The sequence below is a fragment of the Bifidobacterium angulatum DSM 20098 = JCM 7096 genome, assembly GCF_001025155.1.
Taxonomy (GTDB): Bacteria; Actinomycetota; Actinomycetes; order Actinomycetales; family Bifidobacteriaceae; genus Bifidobacterium; species Bifidobacterium angulatum.
The window spans coordinates 889,499-915,637 of record NZ_AP012322.1; the positions used below are offsets into that span (position 1 = coordinate 889,499).

The 26,139-nt window shown below is 61.1% G+C and carries 20 protein-coding genes; 15 read left to right on the plus strand and 5 right to left on the minus strand.

Annotated features, from left to right (window positions below; all coding sequences use genetic code 11):
* Nucleotides 1-112: 112 nt before the first annotated feature.
* The 3 genes from BBAG_RS03540 to BBAG_RS03550 form a co-directional block, all read right to left on the minus strand.
* Nucleotides 113-592, minus strand: coding sequence for a D-aminoacyl-tRNA deacylase (locus BBAG_RS03540; RefSeq protein WP_003826183.1), 480 nt, complete (start codon nucleotides 590-592; stop codon nucleotides 113-115).
* A 4-nt stretch (nucleotides 593-596) separates the two neighbouring features.
* Nucleotides 597-1,355, minus strand: a complete 759-nt coding sequence (locus BBAG_RS03545) for a potassium channel family protein (RefSeq protein WP_047750086.1) — start codon at nucleotides 1,353-1,355, stop codon at nucleotides 597-599.
* A gap of 189 nt (nucleotides 1,356-1,544) precedes the next feature.
* Nucleotides 1,545-2,453, minus strand: coding sequence for a GmrSD restriction endonuclease domain-containing protein (locus tag BBAG_RS03550; RefSeq protein WP_231855909.1), 909 nt, complete (start codon nucleotides 2,451-2,453; stop codon nucleotides 1,545-1,547).
* A gap of 196 nt (nucleotides 2,454-2,649) precedes the next feature.
* On the opposite strand from BBAG_RS03550, the gene BBAG_RS03555 reads away from it, so the two are divergent.
* The 6 genes from BBAG_RS03555 (at nucleotide 2,650) to BBAG_RS03580 (ending at nucleotide 11,316) form a co-directional block, all read left to right on the plus strand.
* Nucleotides 2,650-3,405, plus strand: a complete 756-nt coding sequence (locus BBAG_RS03555; protein WP_003826186.1) for a MazG nucleotide pyrophosphohydrolase domain-containing protein — start codon at nucleotides 2,650-2,652, stop codon at nucleotides 3,403-3,405.
* Nucleotides 3,398-4,852 carry a C1 family peptidase gene (locus BBAG_RS03560; RefSeq protein WP_003826187.1) on the plus strand — a complete coding sequence of 485 codons (1,455 nt, stop codon included), beginning with the start codon at nucleotides 3,398-3,400 and terminating at the stop codon, nucleotides 4,850-4,852. The genes BBAG_RS03555 and BBAG_RS03560 overlap by 8 nt, the downstream gene beginning before the upstream one ends.
* 11 nt (nucleotides 4,853-4,863) lie before the next feature.
* Nucleotides 4,864-5,412 carry an HD domain-containing protein gene (locus BBAG_RS03565; RefSeq protein ID WP_003826188.1) on the plus strand — a complete coding sequence of 183 codons (549 nt, stop codon included), beginning with the start codon at nucleotides 4,864-4,866 and terminating at the stop codon, nucleotides 5,410-5,412.
* 218 nt (nucleotides 5,413-5,630) lie between these two features.
* Nucleotides 5,631-7,310 carry a peptide ABC transporter substrate-binding protein gene (locus BBAG_RS03570; protein WP_003826191.1) on the plus strand — a complete coding sequence of 560 codons (1,680 nt, stop codon included), beginning with the start codon at nucleotides 5,631-5,633 and terminating at the stop codon, nucleotides 7,308-7,310.
* Between the two features lie 193 nt (nucleotides 7,311-7,503).
* The gene (locus BBAG_RS03575; RefSeq protein ID WP_003826194.1) at nucleotides 7,504-9,777 is read left to right on the plus strand and encodes an alpha-galactosidase; all 2,274 of its coding nucleotides are present in this window, start codon (nucleotides 7,504-7,506) and stop codon (nucleotides 9,775-9,777) included.
* A gap of 216 nt (nucleotides 9,778-9,993) precedes the next feature.
* Nucleotides 9,994-11,316, plus strand: a complete 1,323-nt coding sequence (locus BBAG_RS03580; protein ID WP_003826195.1) for a chloride channel protein — start codon at nucleotides 9,994-9,996, stop codon at nucleotides 11,314-11,316.
* Nucleotides 11,317-11,402: 86 nt separating this feature from the next.
* On the opposite strand, the gene BBAG_RS03585 is transcribed toward BBAG_RS03580, so the two are convergent.
* A complete protein-coding gene (locus BBAG_RS03585; RefSeq protein WP_003826196.1) occupies nucleotides 11,403-12,440 on the minus strand; it encodes a hypothetical protein in 1,038 nt (345 codons plus the stop codon).
* 276 nt (nucleotides 12,441-12,716) lie between these two features.
* Here BBAG_RS03585 and BBAG_RS03590 point away from each other — a divergent pair, with 276 nt between their 5' ends.
* Nucleotides 12,717-13,121 (plus strand): pyridoxamine 5'-phosphate oxidase family protein, encoded by a 405-nt coding sequence (locus BBAG_RS03590; protein WP_003826198.1) that lies wholly within the window; start codon nucleotides 12,717-12,719, stop codon nucleotides 13,119-13,121.
* Nucleotides 13,122-13,216: 95 nt separating this feature from the next.
* Here BBAG_RS03590 and BBAG_RS03595 read toward each other — a convergent pair whose 3' ends face one another.
* On the minus strand, nucleotides 13,217-14,419 hold the full coding sequence (locus tag BBAG_RS03595; RefSeq protein ID WP_003826201.1) for a class I SAM-dependent methyltransferase: 1,203 nt from the start codon (nucleotides 14,417-14,419) through the stop codon (nucleotides 13,217-13,219).
* A gap of 72 nt (nucleotides 14,420-14,491) precedes the next feature.
* Here BBAG_RS03595 and BBAG_RS03600 point away from each other — a divergent pair, with 72 nt between their 5' ends.
* The 8 genes from BBAG_RS03600 to BBAG_RS03635 all read left to right on the plus strand — a co-directional run bounded on the left by BBAG_RS03600 (nucleotide 14,492) and on the right by BBAG_RS03635 (nucleotide 25,976).
* Nucleotides 14,492-15,670 (plus strand): Mbeg1-like protein, encoded by a 1,179-nt coding sequence (locus BBAG_RS03600; RefSeq protein ID WP_047750090.1) that lies wholly within the window; start codon nucleotides 14,492-14,494, stop codon nucleotides 15,668-15,670.
* 168 nt (nucleotides 15,671-15,838) lie between these two features.
* Nucleotides 15,839-16,789: a magnesium transporter CorA family protein gene (locus tag BBAG_RS03605; protein ID WP_003826207.1), complete on the plus strand. Its 951-nt coding sequence runs from the start codon at nucleotides 15,839-15,841 to the stop codon at nucleotides 16,787-16,789.
* A gap of 85 nt (nucleotides 16,790-16,874) precedes the next feature.
* On the plus strand, nucleotides 16,875-17,684 hold the full coding sequence (locus tag BBAG_RS03610) for a transporter substrate-binding domain-containing protein (protein WP_050754773.1): 810 nt from the start codon (nucleotides 16,875-16,877) through the stop codon (nucleotides 17,682-17,684).
* 3 nt (nucleotides 17,685-17,687) lie between these two features.
* Nucleotides 17,688-18,722, plus strand: a complete 1,035-nt coding sequence (locus BBAG_RS03615) for a tRNA (adenine-N1)-methyltransferase (RefSeq protein WP_003826210.1) — start codon at nucleotides 17,688-17,690, stop codon at nucleotides 18,720-18,722.
* 70 nt (nucleotides 18,723-18,792) lie between these two features.
* Nucleotides 18,793-19,350, plus strand: coding sequence for a SixA phosphatase family protein (locus tag BBAG_RS03620; protein ID WP_003826211.1), 558 nt, complete (start codon nucleotides 18,793-18,795; stop codon nucleotides 19,348-19,350).
* 135 nt (nucleotides 19,351-19,485) lie between these two features.
* Nucleotides 19,486-21,792, plus strand: coding sequence for a 5-methyltetrahydropteroyltriglutamate--homocysteine S-methyltransferase (gene metE / locus BBAG_RS03625; protein ID WP_003826212.1), 2,307 nt, complete (start codon nucleotides 19,486-19,488; stop codon nucleotides 21,790-21,792).
* 184 nt (nucleotides 21,793-21,976) lie between these two features.
* On the plus strand, nucleotides 21,977-22,822 hold the full coding sequence (metF, locus tag BBAG_RS03630) for a methylenetetrahydrofolate reductase [NAD(P)H] (protein WP_003826215.1): 846 nt from the start codon (nucleotides 21,977-21,979) through the stop codon (nucleotides 22,820-22,822).
* Between the two features lie 49 nt (nucleotides 22,823-22,871).
* Nucleotides 22,872-25,976: a bifunctional [glutamine synthetase] adenylyltransferase/[glutamine synthetase]-adenylyl-L-tyrosine phosphorylase gene (locus BBAG_RS03635; protein WP_003826217.1), complete on the plus strand. Its 3,105-nt coding sequence runs from the start codon at nucleotides 22,872-22,874 to the stop codon at nucleotides 25,974-25,976.
* Nucleotides 25,977-26,139 lie beyond the last annotated feature (163 nt).

The window sequence follows — 26,139 nt, forward strand, 5'->3', positions numbered from 1 at the left end:
GTCGAATTAGGGGGTATTGGGATTCATACCTCAGGGGGGATGGGGCGTCACGCGTCGCCATGAGCCGTGGCTCACGCCGTGGTTCGTGCCGTGACTTGCGCCGTGATTCGCCTCACTGAGCGCGTCGGTCGCTGGCAAGCGTCAGATGCATCGGCCCGTCGGCCACCATGCCGATCTGCATATGCGCCCCATAGCGGCCCTCATATACCGGAATGCCGCCCGAGCGTAGCGCCTCGTTCAGCCTGATCCACATGATGAGCGCATGGTCCGCGTCCGTGTCACGGCTCGTCAGCCGTGGGCGCCCGGTTGCCGGACGCTCAACACCGGTCAGGGGTTGGGGAATCGACATGATCTCGCCGTCTATATCCTGGATCGAAGCGGACAGCCGGCCGTTCGGCCCGTCGAAGCAGCGCATCGTAAGGATGCGGTGCGCCATACGGCCCGCCTCCCGTTCGTCGTCGCCCGGCTCGGCTTCGACGGTCAGCACAAGGCCCGGGCCCATGTACCGCTGTTCAAAGGTGGGGTCGATGCCGTTCAGTTCGTTGAGTACCGAGACCGCTGCCTCTCGAACCCGTTGCATGAGAACACGCATGCCGTCACCTCGTTGGGGCCGTCGTGCCGTCGGCATTCGTCTGCAGGCGTGCCGCATGGAGTTCGTCGCGCAGCTGCGAGACGGTTTCGGACAGTCGCATGACACTGTCCTGCAGCTGCTTGATCTCGGTGTCGCTTTCTTTGGCGCGCTTGGTCGTCTCGCTGTCAACACGGTCGACGATCCACGAGGCCAGCGAGGCCGTGACGACGCCGATCAGCGCGATGCCGGTGATCATCAGGCCGACCGCAATGCATTTGCCTTGCCAGGTCACGGGGGAGAGGTCGCCGTAGCCGACGGTGGTGACGGTGACGAACGACCACCACAGCGCCTTGCCGAAATCAGTGATCGTGGCGTTTGGTGCGAGCCGCTCCACATCGAGTATCGCCAGTGAACCGATATAGATGAGCAGTACCGCGCTGCCGCACGCGTACATGGTGATGCGACCGCGTACCGCCATGCCGCTGGTCCGGTTGAGCACGTTGAGCACGGCGACCAGACGCAGCAGACGCAATGGGCGGAACATCGGCAGCACGATTGACATGAGCATGATGAGATTGTTCTTGAACCAGGCTTTCTTGTTGCGTGCCAGCGAGATGGAGACCACATAGTCGATGATGAACAGCACCCAGATGCCGTTGATGGTTTTCTCGCACAAGGGTATGTGCGTTCGCGCGATCACCTCCCACGAGTAGGCGAAGACGAAAACCAGCGCCAATGCCGTCATCGGCCATTCGGTGACGCGCTCCCATTTGCTCAGTGTCATAGATGCTTCTTTCTGTGCTGTAATCCGCAGCATACGGTACGCGCCCATGCCGTTACGGGTCCATGCGGCGTGCGGATGGCCTCGTGCGGAAAGATCCCGTCGATATATAACGAGCCATACGGAAGCATTCGACGGGAACATTCCATATGGCTCGAAGGCGCGGGGCCTGCAAGACGCCGGTTATGCCCGCTACTCGCAGGCGACGCCGTCCTTGTCTCGGTCAAGTGCCGCACGATAGCCCGGCTGGCCCTGGTAGATCGGCGCTGCGCCGGCTTCACGCGCCGCCGTGCAGTTCTGGTAATAGACATCGGAACCGGAGCTTTGCTGTTGCGCCTGCTGTTGCGCTTGAGCCGCTGCGGCTGCGGCATCCTCGGCGGCCTGCTGCTGTTGCGCCTGCTCCTGGCTGGTCTGCGTATCGTTCTGCTGCGACTGCTGCGCGCTGGTGGCCCTCACGCCTGTGTAATCAGGAACGGTCTGTGCGGGGCAGGAAGCCAGCACGCGCTCCATCGCGGACTTCTCCGCCGCGGTGACCCACAGCGAATACTTGTGCTTCACGCCGATCTGCCTGGCCACATATTCGCAACGGAAGCCTTTATTCGACGGCAGCCAGGTCGCGGCGTCACCGTCGGACTTCTGCTGATTGGCCCTGCCCTGCACGGCCAGCAGATTATACGGATCATTCGCCAACTCGGTGCGCACGCTCTTCGCAAGCTTCTGCGCACCCTTCTGCCAGGCATCGCTCAACGCGACCACATGATCGATCTGCACGGCGGTGGAGGTCTTCTGCCCGCGCTTGAACGTAATCGACTTGCCGGTATAGGGATCCTGCAACGTACCCGACTTGACCACGCAGCTATGCGTGCCGAACCTGTGCTTCACGCCGGACAGGTCGCGGCTGAGAATATCATTGCGGGTATCGCAGCCATTATGGTCCACATCGGCCCACGCCTGGCCGAACTGTGTGCGCTTATAGCCGGTCTTCGGCGCACGGCCCTTCACCTGCAAGGTGCCCAGCACGCTCGAAGCCGCCTGACCGGCACCGGTATTGTCGGTGGCCTCGGCGGCAGCGGCGCACTCCGTCTGCGCACCGGCAACCATGCAAACGGACAGCAGGATGGCGCCAACCGCCGCAAACGGGCGGAAACGTGACGATTCACGGAACATCGGATTCTTACTTTCTCTCCATGTCGAAACTATCAACAGGCCATCATAGGAGTACGGGCAGGCGTAGCGGCATCCCCGGCGGGCGGCCAAAACCGTAAGGCGTCTGCCCATACGACCACAATCGGCAGATATGACCCAAGCAGCACACGACGATTACGAACTACCGGAAGGCTTCAAACACTGCCCGAAGCTTACGCCGGTCGTGGAGGCGGTATCCGCCCTCGACCGCGTCAAAGCCATCGTACGCATCCTCAATGAGCCTGGCGGATGCCCCTGGGACGGCGAACAGACGAACAAGTCCCTGCTCAAACCGCTACTGGAGGAAACCTACGAATACATCGACGCCGTCGAAACCAACGACCGGGCCAACATGCGCGAGGAACTCGGCGACACACTGCTGCAATCCATATTCCAGGCGCAGGTCTGCGCACACGACGACAACGACCCGTTCGACATCGACGAAATCTGCAACCGGCTGGTAGACAAACTCATCACCCGACACCCGCACGTATTCGCAGCCCCAGACGACGAACACGTAGACGGCCACGCCCCGCAAAACGCCGAGGACACGCTCGCACTATGGGAACGGATGAAGCAGAAGGAGAAACAGCGCACATCCGTGCTCGAAGGCATCTCCCACGCGCAGGGAGCCCTGCCACGCACCGCGAAAATCGTGTCCCGCGTAGCCAAATCCGCACGGCACGAGCAGCTGGAACAGGCATTCGAACCGGAAACGACCGGCGAACACCAATACGCGGACGCCATCATCACCGCCATCCGTGCAGCGCACCACAACGGCGTAGACATCGAAGCCGACCTGCGATGCCGACTGCGCGACATCGAACACGCCATCGAAACCATAGAGAAGGAACACCCCAATGACTGACGGCAAAGCACTCGACCCACGGCGGCTCGCCCAATACTCCAACGATTTCAACGCCGACAGAGTCAACCTCGTCGCCGCCAACGCAGCCGTCGCATCCGGCGTGCTGACGGCCGCGACCGATTACAAAGGAGCGCGCTCGCTGCCCCGGGACTTCTCGATCGAACTCAAGCAGGGATCGATCACGAACCAGCGCCGCTCCGGGCGCTGCTGGATGTTCGCCGCGCTCAACACCCTGCGCTACGAGGTGATGCACCAGTGGAACCTCGACGATTTCGAATTCTCCGAAACCTACCTGTTCTTCTGGGATGCGATGGAGAAGTCGAACACATACCTGGAGAATGTGCTGGCCACGCTCGACGAGCCAACCGACAGCCGCATCTTCCAGGAGATCAACTACGGGCCCGCCGACGATGGCGGCTGGTGGCAGATGTTCGCCGCGCTGGTGAACAAGTACGGCCTGGTGCCGAAATCCGCATACCCGGAATCCGCGAACTCCAAGGATTCCGACGCATTCAAACAGTATCTGAACTCCAAGCTGCGCGAATTCGCCGCAGATCTGCGCGCCCGCCACACCGCGGGGGCTTCGCTCGACGAGCTGCGCGCGATCAAGAACGACGACATGTCCACCGTGTACCGCATCTGCGCGATCTCGTTGGGCGAGCCGCCGGAACGGTTCGACTTCCTCGCCCGCGCGAACGACGACAAGAACGACAAGAGTGATAAGAGCGACAAGCGGGATGCCGACGCGGCGAACGGAGCGAAGAGCGATTCGGGGGACAAGGGCGCCGAGCCGAAAACCGGCAAGGACGAGCGCCGGCAGATCCGCGAATATAACATCACGCCGATGGAATTCTACAGAAAATACGTGCCGGTCGACGTGAACGATCTGGTCACGCTGTGCAATGTGCCGATGGCGAGCCGACCGTACGGCAAACGCTACCGCATCAGGTTCACCGCGAACGTGGCTGAGGCCGGCGATATGGAATTCGTGAACGTGCCGCTCAACGTGTTCAAGAAGGCGGCCGTCGATCAGATCAGTGCCGGTCACCCCATCTGGTTCGCCTGCGACTGCACGCAGTTCTCCCTGCGCGGCGCCGGGTACTTCGACTGCGGCACCGTGCGCGTCGACCAGCTGTTCGGCACCGAGTTCACCTTCGACAAGGGCCAGGGGCTCGAATACGGCGACAGCCCGAGCAACCACGCCATGACCCTGACCGGCGTGAACCTGGGTGAGGACGGCAAGCCCAACCGTTGGAAGGTCGAGAACAGCTGGGGCAAGGACAACGGCGAGGATGGCTACTACGTCGCATCCGACGCATGGTTCGACCGTTACGTGACCGAGATCATCATCCGCAAGGAATACCTTGACGAGGCCACGCGCTCGCTGCTCGCTACCGAGCCGATCGAACTCGAACCCTGGGAACCGCTGACCAAGCGTTCGCGTTAGGCGTGCTGACGATGGCTGCTGAGGGTGGCGGAGCGGCGGGCGCCGAATCGCGCACGATGCTGGAACGGGCCGAGCGATTGGCCCGCTCCCGCCATGCCGGCCAAGTGGACAAGGGCGGCATGCCATACTGGCGGCATCCGGCCAGGGTATCCGCAGGATGCGCTTCGGCCGAGGCGAAAATCGCCGGGTGGCTGCATGACCTGATCGAAGACACCGAAACCACGGCGGACGAATTGCTGGAACTCGGCTTTCCGCCGGCAGTGGTGCAGGCCGTCGAACTGGATACACGGCTCGACGGCGAAGACTACATGGCGTACATCCGCCGCATCCTTGCGGCATGCGATGCCGATGACCGGCAGACCAGACAGGCCGGGCGTACCGCACGCGAGGTCAAGATGGCCGACCTGCGCGACAATATGGATCTTGGCCGCCTGCGCGTCATACGCGAGGCCGACCGCCGACGTGTGACGAAATACCGCAGGGCCTATGCGCTTCTTGCGGCATGGACGGGAGAAACCGTTGCTGTGGGGGTCGAGGGCCGCGTTAGCCGTGCATCATGATGGAATTGATGGCGTCGTCAAACTTTCGCGTATAGCGATATCCGCGTGTTTCAGACAAAAGCCGTTACTCTGTACAAACAACGATACTCCTGCATGCCCATCACGAACGCCCGCGCCAATGGCGATGGGCATACGCCATGGGATCGAATAGTCATAATCACCATCCATAATCACTACCAGGAACAGCCGGGTCGTCCGGAAACGAAAGGCGGCAAGTCATGGCGCACACGCCTCACATCGATATCGCCCACAATGCCATCATGCATCGTGCCCGTCGCATCGCGGCATCGGTCGCGGCGGTATGCTGCACATTGGCCATGGTGGCCGGATGCGGCACCGCCGACGATGCCGCGGATTCGTCCGGTTCCCGCAACTCGATCGTCACCGTGAACAGCACCGAACCGACCAAAGGGCTGATCCCCAGCAATACGAACGACATGGCGGGCTGGCGCATCGCCTCGCTGATCTACGACGGACTGGTCACCTTCAGCACGTCCGGCGAATTGCAATACGTGGAGGCGAAAAGCATCGCCGCCAACGCCGACGCCACCGAATACACCATCACACTCAAACCGAACCTGAAATTCAGCAACGGCGAGAAGATCACCGCATCCACCTACGCCAAGTCGTGGTCGTTCGCAGCGAACGCCGCCAACGGGCAGGTCGGCGCCTCGACGCTTGCCACCATCAAGGGATACGACAAGCTGCAGGACGCGAACGGCGACAAGAACGCCCAGCTGTCCGGATTGCATGTGGTCGACGACAGCACGTTGAAGGTCGAACTCAACCAGCCGGATTCGTCATTCCCCTACAAGGTGGGCGACATTGCGTTCCTGCCGATCAGCTCCAAGGCGATCAAGGACCCGGAGGCCTACGGCAAGAAGCCGATCGGCAACGGGCCATACAAGGTGAAGTCGTGGACGGTGAACGAGGATCTTGAGCTTGAGAAGGACCCCTCGTACAACGGGCCGCGCAAACCGAAGAACGACGGCATCGACTTCCGCGTCTACCAGAGCCTGAACGCCGCCTACTCCGACCTGCTCGCAGGCAACCTGGACGTGCTCGACAGCATCCCCACGGTGGCGTTGGGCAGCTATCGCAAGGAGCGCCGCGCCAAGGCGGTGAACAGGCAGGGGCCGTCGTTCGTGTCGTTCACCATCCCGCAAAGCCTGGAGCATTTCCAGGGTGAGGAGGGGCGTCTGCGCCGGGCCGCCATCAGCCAGGCCATCGACCGCAACGCCATCGCCAAAGCCATATTCCGTAACACCGTCACGCCGGCCACCGATTTTCTTGCGCCCGTGATCAAGGGGCACAGTACAACGCTCGATACGAGCGGCGTGCTGTCCTACGACGCGGACAAGGCGCGCGATCTATGGAAACGGGCCGATGCCATCTCGCCGTGGAGCGGTAGCTTCCGCATCGCCTACGGCGCCGATTCAACCGACAAGGAATGGGTCGACGCCACGGTGAACTCCATCAGGAACGTGCTGGGCATCGACGCGCAGTCATACCCGTTCTCCACGTCCAAGGAGCTGAGCAGCGCCATCAACGAGCGTAAGGTGGGGGCCGCATTCAAATCAGGCCTGCAATCCGACTACCCGCATCCGGAGGGCTACCTGGTGCAGGGGTATGACTCCTCGCAGGCCGACGGCAAAGGCCTGAACAACGGCGACTACAAAAGCGCCGAATTCGACGCCCTGATCGACAAGGCCTCTGCGCAGCCCGATCTGGACAAGGCCGTGGCCACATACCAGGAGGCGCAGAAGGTACTGCTCAAGGACCTGCCGGTGATTCCGCTGTGGTACAAGAACGTCACGGCTGCCGTCGGCAGGCACGTGAACGCGGACTTCAACTACATGGGCGTGCCCGATTATGTAAACATCACCAAGTCGCACTAATCTGCGGGTCGTCGGATCAATCCATACGGCGTATCGCTTTCCCATCTGAATATCGGACGGGGAGGCGGTACGCCGTATGTGCAATAGGACGTTTGGTAAAAAAGAGTAAAACGTTTAGAAAAAAGACGGTGGCATGTTTACCATGTGATTGACGGTTGTCACAGCAGATGCCGCATCATTCAAAGGAGAAGACATGCAAGCCACGCAGACCGCTCACGGGGCGGCGATCATCGTCAACGAACAGAACCGACAATTCCATCTGACCAACGGTCGCATCAGTTACATCATCAAGGCGGACGAACAGGGGACGCTGCTCAGCCTGTACTTCGGCAAAGCCGTGCCCGACCGCGAGGACTTCGGCTACCTGATCGAACTCGCCCACAGACCCACATCGACCTGCCGCATCGACGGCGACCTGCATTATTCGCTTGAGCATCTTCGCCAGGAATACCCCGAATACGGCACCGGCGACTACCGCACGCCGGCCATCGCCGTATGCCAACCCAACGGATCCGACATGGTCGACCTGACCTACGACGGCTACCATGTGAGCCAAGGCAAGCCGAAGCTCGAAGGATTGCCGGCCACCTACGTGGACAACGAAGACGATGCGGCGACATTAAGCATCGATCTTGTCGACAGACTCATCGGCCTGAGCGTCACACTGAACTACACGGTGTTCGCCGACAAGCCCGCAGTGGCGCGCAGCGTCGTCATCGGCAACAACGGCGCCGACGCGTTGAGTGTGGAACGAGCCATGAGCCTGAGCCTCGACCTGCCCGACAGCGACTACGACATGACCGAATTCACCGGAGCCTGGTCCAGGGAACGTCACCCGCACACCCAGCATCTGCATTACGGCACGCAGCAGATCGAATCATTGCGCAACGCCAGCGGGCATTTCGCCAATCCCGTCGCGGCATTCGCCAGGCCAGGAGCCAGCGAAGACCATGGCGAGGTCATTGGCCTGGCATTCGAATACTCCGGCAACTTCGACCTGCATGCCGAAGTGGACACCTACGACGTCACACGCCTGCAGCTCGGCATCAACGAACGCGGTTTCGCATGGCATCTTGAACCGGGGGAGACCTTCCAGACCCCTGAGGCGCTTATCGCCTATTCGGATGAGGGCTACGACGGCATGAGCCGCGCATTCCACCGCCTGGTGCTGGACAATATCGTGCGAGGAGCGTGGAAGCGGCGCGAACGCCCGATCCTGATCAACAACTGGGAGGCCACCTACTTCGATTTCGACGAAGACAAGCTCGTCGACATCGCACGCACGGCCAAACAGGCCGGCGTGGAACTGTTCGTGCTCGACGACGGCTGGTTCGGAGCGCGCAACAACGACACCGCGGGTCTTGGCGATTGGACGCCGAACCCGGCAAGGCTGCCGCAGGGGCTTGCCGGACTGTCGAAGAGAATCAACGATCTTGGCCTGAAATTCGGCCTATGGTTCGAACCGGAGATGGTGAACAAGGATTCCGACCTGTACCGTGCGCACCCGGACTGGGCGGTCCACACACCCGGCCGTCATATGAACCACGGCCGCAACGAGTTCCTTCTGAACTTCGCGAACAAGGACGTGGTCGACAACATCTACGGGCAGATGAGCCGACTGCTCGACGAGGCGAACATCGCATACATCAAATGGGATATGAACCGGTTCGTCTCCGAAGGCTACGATGTGACGCGCGGCGCCGAACACCAGGGCGAGGCGTACCATCGTTATATTCTGGGCGTCTACGATCTGCTCGAACGGCTGCTGCAGCGCTTCCCGGATCTCATCATCGAAGGATGCGCCTCGGGCGGCGGCCGCTTCGACATGGGCATGCTGTACTACACGCCGCAGATCTGGTGCTCGGACGACACCGACGCCATCGAACGCCTCAAAATCCAGTATGGCACCAGCTACTTCTACCCACTGTCCGCCATGGGCGCACACGTATCCGTCGTGCCCAACCATCAGGCGAACCGCATCACACCGATCGAGACCCGTGCGAACGTAGCCATGTTCGGCACCTTCGGCTATGAGCTCGACCTCAACACCCTCAGCGAGGAGGAGTTCGGCAAGGTACGCAGCCAGATCGAATTCTTCAAACGCTACCGCGAGATCATCCATACAGGCGACTTCCACCGTCTCGTCTCGCCGGATGGCAACGAGCAGGCCGCATGGATGGTGGTCTCCCGCGACCGTAAAACCGCCATCGTGGGGGACTACCGCATCCTGCTCACCCCGAACAGCAGGTATATGAGGCTGCATCTGCGTGGCCTTGACGAGAATGCGCAATACCGGGTCTCCTGCACCGGGGCATCCTCCATCGACGGCGCAGCATTCACCGGAGCCGAGCTGATGCGTATCGGCATGGTCAGTTCCGACGGCTCATACGGCGAAATGGGCGATAGCGAACCGCTCGGCAAGGCCAGCGACTTCTCGTCCAGATTGTTCGTGCTCACCGCCGAATAATCGTTCTCGCGCCCAGTGCCTCCGCAAAGTCCCTGCCATGCGCCTCCCCATGGATCATGGCAGGGATTTTGCATGCCCTCTTCTGCCGTACGCTTTCATACCCCGCGGTTCGCTGTGGGCGGATGAGCCAAGCGATGAAGACAGCCGACGCGTCCTCGTGAAGTGGAACGATGGGAATCCGGTGCAAGACGGCGACGACATGCGGATGGGAGAGACATGGCAGGTATGCAGACGGAACCATGCGGCGCGAACGCCGCGGACGACGCCAAACGGCAGGAGCCCAGATTCGGCAGGCTGCCGTCGCTTATCATCGCGGTAACGGTGATCGGAATGCTTATCGGCGTGGCCGCGGGATTGCTCACCCTGATGCTGTATGCGGTGGAGCATGCGTTCCTGGGGTATGTCGAAGGCGATGGGCAGCCCGGTCCATTCGATGTTCCCGCATGGAGACGGGCGATATCCGTGTTCGTCGGTCTGTCCATTGCCGCATTCGCCTGGTGGCTGCTGCGCACGCGAACAGCCCGCGTGCCATCCGTGAAGAAGGCCGTGAACGGCGAGCGCATGCCGTTATGGCAGACGGTCGTACACGTGCTGTTGCAGATCTTCATCGTCGGCACCGGCGCTTCGATCGGTCGTGAGGTCGCCCCTCGTGAGCTGGGTGCGTTGTTCGGCCAGCGATTCGCATATTGGATTCATCTCGGCCCGCGTGACACCCGCACGCTGGTGGCCGTTACCGCAGCCGCGGGACTTGCCGGCGTATACAACGCGCCGTTGGCGGGCACGTTCTTCGCCACGGAGATTCTGCTGGCCGATATCAGCGTGGAGGCCGTGTCGCTTGCCTTCGGCTGTTCGGCGTTGGCTTCGTGGATGGCGTCGCTGGTCAAAGGCACGCATGTGTTTTATGCCATCGGGCATGTGGACGGTCTGTTCACCTCGGATCTGATCGGGTTCGCGGTGGTGGCTGGTCTGGTGTGCGGTCTGTTCGGTTCGCTGTTTCGGAGAGGATCGTCATGGGCCGAAAGTCATCGGTCTTCGGGCATGGCGATTCTGTGGGCACTGCCGTTGGCCGGCGTGCTGACCGGTGTGGTGGCGATTTGGGTACCGCAGGTCATGGGCAATGGGCGCGCTACGGCCCAATTGGCTTTTTCCAGCGTGGCCGAATGGTCGGCGGTCGCGCTGCTGCTGCTTTCGTTCGCGGCCAAGGCGGTGGTGACGTTGCTTACCATTCGTGCCGGTGCGTCGGGTGGCGTATTGCAGCCGGGCATCGCATTGGGTGCGTCGATGGGTGCGTCGATGGGCGTGTGCTGGATGATGGTGTTTCATACCCATTCGATGGGTGTGTATGCGTTGATCGGCGCGTGCGCGCTGCTCGCCGCATCGCAGAAGGCGCCGTTGATGGCCATGTGCCTGGTGATGGAGCTGGCCGATGCGCCGTTGAACCTGTTCGTTCCCGTAGGGTGCGCCGTGGCCGTGGCAGGCTTGGTAAGCTCCGTGCTGTCGCCTAGATTGGCGGCGTGGCATCCGTGCGGCAAGCATTAGACTTTTTGCCGCGATGAAACGGCGCATGCCCATATATGGAAAAGGCCGTCACGCTCATTGGTGAACGTGACGGCCTTGATTGACGGTCAGTTGGAACTGGTGGAACCCGATGAGTCGGTTCCTGTGCCGCTGCTGGAATCGGTGCCGGAGCCGTTCGACCCCGTGCCGCCGGTTCCCGTACCGCCGGAATTCGTGGAGTTGCCGGAGCCGTTCGAACCGTTGGAGCTGCCTGAACCGTTGGAACTGCCTGAACCCGAGTTGCCGGAGTTGCCCGACCCGGAATTGCCGTTCTGATTGGTGGAGTTGCCGGAGCTGTTGGAGTTGCCGGAGTTGGAGTTTGTGCCTTTGTTCGAGCTGGTTCCGGAATTCGAATTCGTGCCGGAGCCGTTTTGCTCCGTGGAATTCTTGGAATCATACTGGGAGTCGGTTCCGTAACCGTTGCGCGGCTTGTGGTCGTCGGTGCCGTACTGGTTGGAACCAGGGGTGGTGGTGTCCTGAGTGTTCTGGTCCGCGCCATCGTCCGGCGTCTCCACGACGGAGGATTTGCCGGTCATGTCACGTACCACGGTATCGGTGCCCTTGCCCTGCGTGAACAGCAGCACCACGCCGGCGGTGAGCGCCACGCCGACCAGACCGCTGATCAGCGAAACGACGATGGCCATGCGTTTGACATTGCGATGACGAACCTGCGCGAAGGTCTGCACCTTGCCGTCGCTGCCGGCAGGGGAGAGCGCACCGTTGGAGACAACGGTACGGGGCTGTTCCAGCGAGCTCATGTCCGCGGTGTCTTCAGTGCTTGTGGTCTCTTCGGCATCCGCGGTGGTGGTGGTCTGGTCGCCGGCAGCGGATTCGGCCTGTTCGGCCTGCTTGGACTGATCGGACGCAGCGCCTTCCGATTCGCTGGAGGAGCCGCCCAACGGGCTTGCCGCCTGCAGCTTCTCGCCCGAGGCCTTCAGTACGTTCTGGTAGACCTTGCCGGCCACCGTCGAGATGATGTAACTGGCCGCGGCGCCGATGGTGGAACCGGCGACGCCGATCTTGCCGGCCAGGAAAAACGACGTGATCGCCGCGAGCGAGCCCGCGATGATCTGGGATATGGATATGCCTTCGAAAAACTTCTTCACGGTACCCGACCATAGCCATAGACACTGGAACGACACTGGGCTAATGGTGAAGGATTTGCAATCTTTGCAACCCCCCTGAGACTGTGGAATGAGAACGCGTGGATGATCTCATTCCCAGCACGAGGAGAGCCTGTCGTTCTCCTACCGAAGGCTGAGCACGGTGCCGGCGAACGATTTGAGGCAACGTGAACATTGTCACATCGACGAGCCGTGCGTCGAACGTCCAAGCACGATACGCTTGACACAGTTGCGGATTCAACGACGAAAGGAAGCATCATGGCAACCATCACTCCGGAAATGAGGGAATTCATCGAGCACAACCTCGGCTGGGTCGCCACCGTCTCGCCGCAAGGCCAGGTGGATTTGGGGCCGAAAATGTCCACGTTCGTCATAGATGACAACCACATCGGGTATCACGAACGCACCGCCGGGCAGATCATGAGCGACCTGCGCAACGGTTCGCCGCTGGTCATCGCCTTCGCGAATCTGGAGGAACGCAAGGGGTACCGTTTCCGTGGCATCGTCACCCTGCACGATAACGACGCGCTTTACGAGGAGCAGGTGCGTGTGGCCGAAGCCAGGGGAACGAAGAAGCCGGCCGTCATTCCGGTGCTTGAAGTCACCGAGATCCAGGATCTGACTCCGGGTGCCACCGCAGGCACGACCATCAGCAAAGACTGAAAGCTCTGACGTGTGGCCATGCCCGCATACGAACCGTATACGAGCATGGCCACACGTTGCTATCCGTACTGTGCGTGTCGAGCGAGTGCAACGGCCTAGGCCGTTTTGCTGGTGCGGAACAGCAGATGGGTGCCGGAAGAGGACGTGGTGGCGAACAGGTAGACGTTGCCGCCGTCCTTCAATTTGAGTTTGTTGCGCAACGCTGCGACGGACATCGGAAAATTACGGGTGGCGATATTCGCCCTGCCTACGCCTTCGAGCGCATGCCGCAGTTCGCGTTTGTTCATTGTGCATACCGCGTCGATGGCGAATGACCGGCCCGGGAAACCCGCCACGGGCTTGATGCTGGTGAACAGGTGACTGTTTGGCGCAATCTGGTGCACGCCGAATCTGTGTTCGATCAGGGCGAAGCACCCCGCCTTCATGATCGAGGCGTTCGGCTCATACAGGAACCGTGCATCCGCTGGATCATATGCGTCACTTGCCGTGCCGGTCCTCTCGTCTGAACCGATCTTGTAATCGATCACGCGATCGTCATCCACGCAATACATGTGCGGGGAGGTGCAACGGTCCCTGCCGATGACCAGCAGCAGTTCCTTGCATTCGTCACCAGCGCAGACAATATGCACCTCGTGGACCAAGCCGGCGAAATCCTCCACGGTCTTATGCCAGTCCAGCATGGGGGAGAGCTTGACCATGACATGCGGCGCCTTTGCCAGCAGCGCATCCGCCAACGCCAATACGTCGGGCGTGCAATCGGCGATGGCATAGGTGCGGGCGCCATGCGCATCACGCCGTGCCGGGTCGAGAAAGACCAGTGTGGCCTGATCCATTCCCTGAAGGAAATGCTCCGCCTCGTCATTCACGATCCGCGCGTGCGCCACACCCAATGCGGCCATATTATGCTCGGCGAGCTCACACAGAACAGGTTGGCGCTCCACATACGTCGCATGACCGAACACGCGTGCCATATAGGAGAAATCCACGCCGAACCCGCCGGTCAGATCGACCAACAAGCCGTTCGCGGCGGCATCGGAACCGACGATTCGCTTGGCGACGCCGGCCTTGTACCGCGCCGTGGACTGCGAGGAGCATTGCTCCATCGACAGGTGCGGAGGGTAAACCACGCCATCACATGCCGCCCAGTCGGGAAGCTTCGTACGGGCCGTCTGCCATCCGGCGATCTGGTCGAGCGCCAGAGGCAGATTAACGGCGTCACCACGCTTCGCATGCAGCGCCAGATCGCGAACATTCTCCATACGGTGCGCCGCAACGAACGCACGGGTCTCATCATTCATCACCCCATTATTGTAGGACCCGCCGCCCTATCGGGTGCGGCAGGCACGAAGGCGCGGGACTAGAGTATGGGTATGGGAAACATGGTTGATTACGTACGAACGGAAATGCGCACATTCGCCCACAAGCCGTTCGGAGCGGTGGATTCGCTGGTGCTGTCCGAACTGGCCTATATCAGAATGCCGGCAGCGGTGCCATTGTTCGGCTCGGCCCGCAGCATAGCCACCGTGCCCATATGGAAACTGCTTCAGGCCGAACACTACCCGGAAATGTTCTGCACGGGATCCCAATATGATGCCAGCCGGCACGATCTGCTGGTCGCCGTAGCCGAAAGCCCCAGATTCCGCGGACTGCGGGTGGGAGAATACGCGGAACGATTCGACGAGCACACTGAAACGCAGTTCGCGGCAGTCACTTTCGACCTTACGGACTGCGACGGCATCCAGCCGGACGCCGACAGTGCGAGAACAATGCTGTATGTGGCGTTCCGCGGCACCGACAACTCACTGGTGGGCTGGAAAGAGGACTTCAACATGAGCGTACGATGCCCGGTCCCATCGCAAAGCCAGGCCGTGGAATACTACCGATCCGTCGACGAACGCGCATCGAACCCCTTCGCCGCGCATCCCGTGCGCATCGCAGTCGGAGGCCATTCCAAAGGCGGCAACCTCGCCGTGTACACAGCCATGAAAACCCAATCCGACCATATCTCGCGCATATTCTCCCACGACGGCCCCGGATTCATGCGCGAGGTCACACGCAGCCACGCCTTCCACGCCATCGAGCCACGCGTGGAGAAAACCGTTCCGGAATCCTCCGTCATCGGCATGCTCATGAGCACCGTGAGCCGATACACCATCGTCGAAACAAACGTCTCCGGCATCATGCAGCACATGGGGTTGAACTGGCGCATCGAAAACGGCGAATTCGTCACCAAACCCGAACTCACCCCCGCCTCACGCCTGCTCGACCGCACCCTGGACGCATGGATGGAACAATTCACCGATCAGGAACGCGCCTGCGCGGTCGACCAATGCTACGACATCATCGCCTCCGCAGGGTACCCGTCATTCGCCGAACTCGCCGACCATATGGGCGAGGCCCTGCCGACCATTGCACAAGCGGCCAGAAAAACCGACGAGGCGACGAAGACACTGATCCTCAACATCCTCAAAGCATTCCCCATCACGGCGGCAAAATCACTATTCGAAGAATGGCCGGCGGCAGACGGGAAGGAAAACGAGACGGTATGAACGGCAACGATGAACGAAAAGCAACAGAAAAGTGAACAAGTACCATGACCGCCCGGCCAAAGTCGTGCCCATAGGGCTAGACTTGGCACGGTTCGATTACAGGAAGGGCGGCCACAGGAAGTAGGATAGGCACGGCCGCAGAGGATTCGGAGAGGCGGGTGAGAAACGATGTTGAGGATGTTCAGCACCATTAACGGCCAAGTGGAGCGTGTAGAGAAACCGGAAAGCGGCTCATGGCTATGCCTGAGCGAACCCACGGACGCTGAGCTGGCATCCGTCGCCTCCGAAACCGGCATCGACCTCGCCGACCTGCGCGCCCCCCTGGATGACGAGGAACGCTCGCGCGTGGACGTCGAAGACGACTACACGATGATCATCGTCGACATCCCCACCGTCGAAGAACGCGGCGGACGAGACTGGTATGAAACCATCCCGTTGTCGATCATCGTCACCGAAACCCTCATCGTCACCGTCTGCATGCAGGACACCCCGGTGCTGCACCCCTTCATGGAAGGCACGATCCGCGGATTCAACACCTTCATGCGCTCGCGGTTCATTCTGCAGATCCTGTACCGCAATGCCACCATGTATCTGCGTTATCTGCGCATCATCGACCGCGAGAGCGACAAGCTCGAACTCAAGCTGCGCCATTCGATGCACAACCGCGAGATCATGATGCTGATGGAACTGAGCAAGACCTTGGTGTACTTCACCACATCGCTCAAATCGAACGAAATCGTGATGGAAAAGCTCACCACTCTGCAGCGCATCAAACAGTATCAGGACGACGAGGATCTGCTTGACGACGTCATTACGGAAAACAAGCAGGCCATTGAGATGGCCAACATCTACAGCGGCGTTCTTGCGAACATGACCGACGCCTTCGCGTCGATCGTGTCGAACAACATGAACAATGTGATGCGCATTTTCACCATCATCTCGATCACGCTTTCCGTGCCGACGCTGATCTTCTCCATGTACGGCATGAACTTCCAGGAGGGTATGCTCGGCATGCCGTTCACCGACAAGCCCTGGGGATTCGCATTGGTCGTGCTGCTGTCCGTCGTACTGTCCGCATTGGTCACATGGTTCCTGACCCGTTCGCGTAACTTCAGGTAGACCCATGGCGATGATCGGCGCTTCGAAGAGGTTTGGCGGACGGCAATCGGTTAATCATGCCTTGACACGTGCCATGGCGGCATGCATGGTTCTGGCGTTGGGATTGCCGGGTTTGGCTGCCTGCGGTGCGGGGCAGGCCGATTCCTCCATCATCCAGCCGAATGGGCCGTTGCTTACCGTCGGCGTCGCCTCCGACGAAAAAGGGCTGGGCTTCTGGCATGAGGGCGCCTATGAGGGGCTTGAAGCGGATGTGGCCCGTTATGTTGCGCAGAAACTGGGATATGCGAAAAAACAGGTCGTGTTCAAGCAGGTGTCGCCGGCGAATCGCCTGCAGCGTCTTGCCGATGGCGAGGTGGATATGGTGGTGGCCGGTGTCCCCATGCCCGACAGCGCATCGTATTCCGGTACGAAGCAGATTGTCGCGTCGGATGATTCCGCGCAGTATGCGGGGCCATATCTGACGACTCCACAGAGCGTGCTGGTGCGACCGCGGGACGTTTCCGCTGCCACCGGCACCGCCGCGCTGCGAGACTGGAACGTGTGCACGGTAGCAGGCAGCGGCGCTAGCGAACGTTTGTTAGCCGAACAGCCTCGGGCACATATCCATCAGCGGGGATCGTACTCGCAGTGCGTCACCGATCTGATGACAGGCACGGTACGGGCCGTGGCCGGCGATGCCGTGGTCCTTGCGGGATTGGCGCGAGCGCAGGCCCGCGACGTTGCCGTGCCGGCGGCGAAGGTCTCATATGGAATCGTGCGGTATGGTATTGCGGTGCCGCAACCGTCGAAAACATTGGCCAAGAACGTGGCGGATGCACTGTCCGATATGCGTTCGGACGGAACACTGGACAAGTATGCGGCGCAGATGAGCGCCGAAACCGGATGGAAGGAGTGAGGGATGCGACGTGGAGCTTTGCAAGCGGGGGAGAAGGTGCAATTCTGCGACCGCAAGGGCAAGAAGATCACCGAACAGCTGGTGCCTGGCGGCGTTACGCAGACCGAACACGGTCTGATCGTGCATGATGACGTGATCGGGCGGACCGAAGGCGTGGTCGTCACCACCGTCACCGCCAAACGGGAACGCACCGATGCCGCAAAGCCCTGGAAGGCCGCTCGGGCCATCGGAGGATGGCAGTATGCGGTCATGCGGCCGAGGCTGGCCGATTATGTGCTGTCCATGCCGCGCGGCGCGCAGATCATGTATCCGAAGGACATCGCGCAGGTCATCCAACTCGGCGATATCCGCAAAGGGCATCGTGTGCTGGAATCCGGCGCGGGGTCCGGAGCCATGAGCGTGAATCTGCTGGACGCCGTCGGCGAGACCGGATCGCTGACCACCATCGAGCTGCGTGCCGATTTCGCGCGCGTAGCCGAAGCGAACGCCACGCTCTACTATGGCGAGCGCCCGCAGTGGTGGGATCTTCAGGTCGGCGATTTCGACAGTGTGGCAGCCACCTTGCAGGAGCATTCCTACGACCGCATCATGCTGGACATGCTTGACCCGTGGAACCGACTGGAACAGGCGTACCGTGTCATCGCGCCAGGCGGCGTGCTCGTATGTTATGTCACCACCACTACGCAGATGAGCAGACTTGCCGAAGCGTTGCGCGAATCCGGCGTATGGACCGAGCCCGACATCCAGGAGACGCTTGAGCGCAGCTGGAAGGCGCAGGGGCTCGCGGTCCGGCCGGATCACCAGATGATCGGGCACACCGGCTTCCTGATCGTTTCTCGCGCCATGGCGGAGGGCTTCCAGGCGTTGAAGAAGCGCGATCGCGCCACCAAGGACACAGTCACCGACATCGACGACCTGACCCCGCAGGAGCGCGAGGCACAGCTGGAGGATCTGCAGCTGCGCGACATCTCCGATCGCAAGCTGCGTAAGGTACTGCGCGACCTTGACCGCCAATTGGGTGAGATTGACGGTCGATAGCCGATAAGATGGGTGTAGGCGGCCGGCCGAACGCTGCCGGCCTGACAATGACGTTCGATAGGGGTGCGCGATGGCAAGCCGAATAAGCAAAACCGCAAAGAAAGCCAAGCAGTATGACCATGTGCTGCTGCTCATGCGCCATGCCAAGGCGGAAGCCATGGGAGAGCACGGCGACTATGACCGCCCGTTGGCGCCAAAAGGGCTGAAACAGGCTAAGAAAGTGGCCAAGGGGTTGCGCGATATGAAGCTTGTGCCCGAAATCATCGACTGTTCGGCGGCATTGCGTGCCCGGCAGACCTGCGGCAGGCTGCTGAAAGTGTTCGGCGACAAGACGCAAGTGGATTACCATCAGAGCCTGTACGACGGCGGCTTGCAGTCGGTGTTCGACGAGCTCGCCCACGCCAAGGGCAAGACGCACGTGATGATGGTGCTCGGCCATGAGCCGACGATATCGATCTGCGGCCAGTGGCTTGCCTCCGAGGAATCCCAAGCGGATCGGGTCGACCTGCTGAATCTTGGCGTGCAGACCGCCGGAGTGCTGGTGCTGGGCTCGAACAAGCCGTTCGACAAGTGGCAGTTGCACGACGGCGATTTGCTGGCGGTGCTCTCGCCCGCCGACTTTGAATAGACGAATGCGGGCGCAATGACCTTATAAGCCATGCCTATAACGACACCCTAGCAGTCTTGATACCCTTGTTCTGAGTCAATCCTGATAGGGTGGACGGGTTCAATGACGTATCCGCAGTAGGCATTTGGAGGATTCATGTCCGCACTCACGTCCGTATCCGGGTTCCCGCGTATCGGCCAGAACCGAGAGCTCAAGAAGATCATCGAAGCGTATTGGAAGGGCAACGCCAGCCTGGACGAGGTGCGGGCCACTGCCAAGGAGCTGCGTGCCAAGCATTGGAAGCTGCAGCAGGCCGCCGGCATCGACCTGATCGCGAGCAACGATTTCAGCTACTACGATCAGATGCTCGACACCGCGATCCTGCTGAACGTGATTCCGCAGCGTTACCAGCGTCTCGCCTTCGACAATCCGGAGGAGACCCTGTTCGCGATGGGTCGTGGATACCAGGGCGACAAGGGCGATGTGACCGCATTGCCGATGAAGAAATGGTTCACCACCAACTACCACTACCTGGTCCCCGAAATCGATGAGGCCACTGAGATCAAGCTCAACGGTACCAAGCCGTTCGACGAGTTCAACGAGGCCAAGGAGCTGGGCATCACCACCAAGCCGGTGCTCATCGGCCCGTACACCTTCCTTAAGCTGGCCCGCAATCCGCAGGCCGAGGAGCTTGAATACGACCAGGGTCTGATCGATGCCGTCGCAGCCGTGTACGCCGAGGTCATCACCAAGTTCGCTCAACTGGGCGCCGAATGGATCCAGATCGACGAACCGTATCTGGTGCTCGACAAGGAAGACGGCGATCTGTCCCTGTTCAAGTCCCTGTACTCCAGGATTCTGCCTGCCCGCAAGGGTGCCGTCAAGGTGCTGCTCAACACCTACTTCGGCCATATCGCCGACGCCTATGAAACCGTCAACCTGCTCGGCTTCGACGGCATCGGCCTCGACCTTAACGAAGGCCGCGAGGAGAATCTCGCCGCCGTCGAGCAGTATGGCGTCGCGGAAAACACCACCATCTTCGCCGGCGTGATCAACGGCCGCAACATCTGGCGCAACAACTACGCCGTGAGCCTCGGCCTGATCGATGCGCTGAAGCAGGTCACGCCGAACGTGGCCGTATCCACCGCCAGCTCGCTGCTACATGTGCCGTTCAGCACCGAAGGCGAAACCGGTCTTGCCGACGATGTGCGCAAGCATTTCGCGTTCGCCGTCGAAAAGCTCGACGAGCTGCATGAAGTCTCCGTACTGGCCGATACCGACGAAGACGCCAAGAAGGCGTCCGCCGAGCTCAAGGCCAACCAGGCGCTGTTCGACGGCACCCGCGTCGCTTCCGATCCGGCCGTGGCCGCGCGACTTGCAGCCCTGACCGCCGATGATTTCGTGCGCCAGCCGGCCCGCGCCGAGCGTCAGAAGGAGCAGCGCGAGGCGCTTGGCCTGCCGCTGCTGCCGACCACCACCATCGGATCCTTCCCCCAGACCAGGGAGATTCGCGCCGAACGCGCCAAGCTGCGCAAGGGCGAGATCAGCAAGGCCGAGTACGACGAGTTCATGAAGACCCAGATCGACGCCTGCATCAAGCACCAGGAGGAGATCGGCCTTGACGTGCTGGTCCACGGCGAGTTCGAACGCAACGACATGGTCGAATACTTCGGCCAGAACCTCAACGGCTTCCTGTTCACCAAGAACGCCTGGGTGCAGTCCTACGGCACGCGTTGCGTCAAGCCTCCGATCGTGTGGGGCGACGTGTCCCGCGCCAACCCGATCACCGTGGAGTGGAGCGCCTACGCGCAGTCTCGCACCAGCCATGTGATGAAGGGCATGCTCACCGGTCCGGTGACCATTCTCAACTGGTCCTGGCCGCGTGAGGACATCACCCACGAGCAGCAGACCCAGCAGCTCGCCCTGGCCATACGCGACGAGGTGCTTGACCTTGAGGCCGCCGGCATCAAGGTCATCCAGATCGACGAGGCCGCCCTGCGCGAGAAGCTGCCCCTGAGGAAGACCGACTGGCACAAGAAGTACCTCGACTGGGCCATCCCGGCATTCCGTCTGGTGCATTCCGCGGTCAAGCCGACCACGCAGATCCACACCCACATGTGCTATTCGGAGTTCAACGACATTATCAAGGACATCGACGCCATGGACGCCGACGTGATCTCCTTCGAAGCCTCCCGTGGCGACCTGGTGGTGCTCGACGCCATCCACGATGCGAACTTCGAGACCGAGGCCGGCCCGGGCGTCTACGACATCCATTCGCCGCGCATCCCCTCCGAGCAGGAGATCGAGGAACGCATCTACGAAATTCTGAAGAAGATGGACGTCGAAAAGGTGTGGATCAACCCGGACTGCGGTTTGAAGACCCGCGGCAACGCCGAGACCTGGCCGAGCCTCGAGAACCTCGTCGCCGCAGCCAAGACCGTGCGCGCCAAGCTCGCCAAGTAACGGCCGCCACCGCACAGCATCGGCGAACATAATCGGTGGGGCTGCTCCCATCCGTTCCCACGCTGGGAGCGGCCCCACGGTATTCCCATACCATGCACTGACATGCGTCGCCGATGCGCGGCGCGACTGCACGCATAGCAGGCTGTAGTCTCTGCCATATCAAGGTGAACAGGAGAAACGAAGAATGACCGCACCGCTGTTTTCGCTGGAAGTGTTTCCGCCGCGTAGAAACGCTCCCGTCGGCACCATCTACGACACGCTTGATGGATTGCAGGGGCTGGCTCCGGCATTCATCTCCGTTACCTACGGCACCGGCAAATCCAAGGATCGCACTGCGACCGCGCGCATCGCGAATACGATTCGCGGCGAATACGGCATCCCCGCCGTGGCCCATCTGACGGCCCAGTATCTGGACAAGGAAGCAGCCGACGTGGCTCTTGACCTGTTCGAAGTGGCCAAAGTGGACGGCGTGCTCGCATTGCGCGGCGATAGCGTGGAGGGACAGACCCCTGCCGGAGTGTTCGAATACGCCAGCGAACTGGTCTCCTATATTCGGGAGAACAGGCCGCAACTGAAGATATACGGCGCCTGCTATCCGGAAAAGCACCCGCAGGCGGCGACGATCGACGAGGACGTCGACAACCTGAAGCGCAAGGTCGATGCCGGCGTCACGCATCTGATCTCGCAGCTATTCTACAGCAACGACGATTTCTACCGCTTCCTGGACAAGGCCCGCGAGGCGGGCATCAACGTTCCCATCGAAGCGGGCATCATGCCCGTCACCAACGCCAAGTCGGTGCGCCGTATGAGCGCCACCTGCGAGGCCCGCGTGCCCGAACCGGTGGAGGCGATGCTGCAACGCTGGGGCGATGAGCCTGCAGCATTGCGCGAGGCGGGCATCGCATACGCGTCACAGCAGGTCGCCGATCTGATCGCGCATGGCGTGGACGGCGTCCACCTGTATACGATGAATCACCCGGCTGTCACCCGTCGCATCTGGAACAACGTCTCCGCACTGTTCCAGAGCTGAAAGGCACGGGGCGTCACCGCCGGTTAGATATGCGGAGTAGATTGGTGGCATGACTGTGAATGAGCGTTTCCAACCTTCCTCCATGGATCTGATCCGCGCCGGATTGCAGGATCTCGAGGCCTCGCGACGACTATTCGAACAGCTCAAGGCAAACGGCATACCGGAGGATCGGTTGCAGGCCGTGCTCAATTCGTTGACGAACGCGTGCGACCCCGATACGGCGCTCACCAATCTTGTCGCCATCGTCAACGCCGCGACCAGTCGCGGCGAGGCGCTGAGCGGCATCATGCCCGACCGGCAGTCCTTCGAACGCATGATCACCGTGCTCGGTGTCTCCGACGCCATGGGCAAGCTCATGCGATTCCACCCCGATCTCGTACAGGCGGCATCATCCGACGTCGACAACACGTATCTGTACAACCATGCGCAGCGACGCACATCCATGCTGCAGGCCATCGGGGCGGACCCCGACGAGTTGGATGCACCGGTGGCCGGCCTCGAACTTGCCGATGCCGCCACGGCGTTGCGCGGAACCTACTACCGTCAGCTTGCGGCGATCATGGCGCAGGACGCCACCGCGCCAGACCCTTGCATCATCCAACCCACCATCAGCCGCGAACTTTCCGATCTCGCCGACAGCGCATTGGAAGGGGCATTGGCCATTGCACGCCATGAGGTCGAAGGCAGCGACCATGTGCGCTTCGTCATCATCGGCATGGGCAAGCTTGGCGCGCAGGAGCTGAACTACGTGTCCGACGTCGACCTGATCTATGCCGTGGAGCCTGCCGACGATGCCATCGGAAATCAGGAGCTGATCCGCATCGGCACCAAGATGGGCACCACGCTGCAGCGCGTATGCCAGTCGGTGATCATGGGCGTTGCGGCCCCGGCCCTGTGGCAGATCGATGGCGGACTGCGCCCCGAAGGCAAGGACGGGTCGCTGGTGCGTACGATCGAATCCCATAAGGGCTATTACGAGCAGTGGGCGGAGAGCTGGGAGTTCCAGGCCTTGCTCAAGGCCAGGCCCGTGGCCGGCGACAGGGCTCTCGGGCAGGCTTATATGGATATGACCAGACCGTTCGTCTGGTCGGCATCCAAGCGGGATAACTTCGTCTATGACTGTCAGCAGATGCGTAAGCGTGTGGAGAACCTGATCGCGCCGCCGCTTAAGGACAGGGAGATCAAGCTGGGCAGGGGCGGTCTGCGTGACGTGGAGTTCACCGTGCAGATGCTGCAGCTGGTGCACGGCAGGTCGGATGAGAGCCTGCGCACACGATCGACCCTTGAATCGTTGCGCCGATTGTCCGACGGGGGTTATGTGTCGCGCAAGCAGGCGGCGAAGCTTGCCGCCGATTACCGTTTTGAACGCGTGCTGGAGCATCGCCAGCAGATGTGGGCGTTGAAACGCACCCACCTGTTTCCCGACATGGGGGCGGCCAATATCGGCGGACTGGAACGCAAGCGTGACATCAACGTGGACGAGTTGAGCCGTAACCAGGAGCTGCGTCGTGTGGCCCGTGCGTTCCATCTGCACCCCGAGGAGCTGGTGGAACGCTATGACGAGACCCGTCGCGAGGTCCGTCACCTGCATCTCGACATCTACTATCGTCCCATGTTGCCGATTAGCGCCCAGCTCGACGACGATCAGGTGCAGCTGAGCACACAGGCCGCGGAGGAGCGTTTCTCATCCATTGGATTCGGCGACCCGCAGTCAGCCATGCGCCATGTGGCCGCCCTCACTTCGGGCATCAGCCGCGCGGCGAAGATCAGTCGCATCATTCTGCCGGCCGTGCTCGAATGGCTTGGCGAGGGGCAGAACCCGGATATGGGCCTGCTCAACTGGCGTAAGCTCGAAGAGCATTTCGGCTCCGACAGCGATTATCTGGGCTTTCTGCGCGACTCCACGTCTGCGGCGCAACGATTGTGCCACGTGCTGTCCAATTCGCGTTTCCTCGGCGACGCGTTGAACAAGTCGGTCGAATCCGTTACCTGGATGGGCGATGATGACGAGCTGATGTGCCGCAGTCGTGCCAGCCTCGACGTGCAATGCAACTCATCACTGGAGCGTAATGCTTGGAACATCAACGATTTCGCCACATCCATGCGAGCCATGCGCCGGCATGAGATCGAACGCATCGGTTTGGGGTGGATGAGCGGCGTCATCGCCGACGATGTCAGTCTGCGCGGCATGACCGATGTGTATGACGCGATCATCGATGCGGCTCTTCGCTGGTCGATCCGCCATACCATGAGCGATAGGGGCGTTGACGAGCCGCCTGCGGTGATCAGCGTGATTGGCATGGGTCGCTACGGCGGTGGGGAAGTGAACTTCAGCTCGGATGCCGATGCGATCATCGTCTATCGTCCTGCGGATGGCGTTGCCGATGACGACGCATTCGAATTCGCCCGTAAGGTGCAGGAAAGCATGCGTGCGATTCTGCAAGGGCCGACCACCATCGAGCCGAAGATCGAACTGGATATGGACCTGCGCCCTGAAGGCAAGAACGGCCCGTTGGTCCGTTCATACGCATCATGCGAGGAATACTACCGGTCCTGGGCGAGTACGTGGGAGCATCAGGCGTTGCTGAGAGCACGGTATGCCGCCGGCGATGAGCGCTTGGCCAAGGACTTCCTGCATAACATAGCCGACCCGCTGCGCTATCCGCAGTCCGATCTGACCGAAACCGAGCTGGGGGAGATCCGCAAGCTCAAAGCGCGTATGGAGGCCGAACGGCTGCCGCGAGGCGTTCGCCGTGAACGCCATCTCAAGCTCGGCAAGGGTGGATTGTCCGATATCGAATGGACGGTGCAGCTTATGCAGCTGCGTCATGCCGCAGCCCATGGGGGTCTGCGCGTGAATTCCACGTTGCCGGCGTTGGATGAGCTGGAACGGCTTCACCTCATCGATACGGTCGACGCCGCCGTACTACGCAAGGCATGGTGCATGTGCACGGCCGCCCGCAACGGCAACTACCTGTGGTCGGGGCGTGCGGCGCAGGCGGATATTCTGCCCGACGACATCTATTCGCTGGGCGGCATCGCCGTGTACCTTGGCTATGACGCGAATCGTGGGCAGCATTTCGAAAACGATTTGCTGGCCGTGATGCGCAGAAGCCGCGATGTGACGGAACGGCTGTTCTACGGGCGTGAATGACGTCGCTTCGATCACTTGGGAAAAGAGCTGACTTGTATGGTGAACACGCGGTGAATATCGTGGGTCAGTGGCTCGCCCTATAGTTGGCTAGGTCACTTCGAGTGGCCACCTTCAACCACAAGTTGCATGAAAGGTGAGCCGTTGTCTTCAGAACTCGAACCGG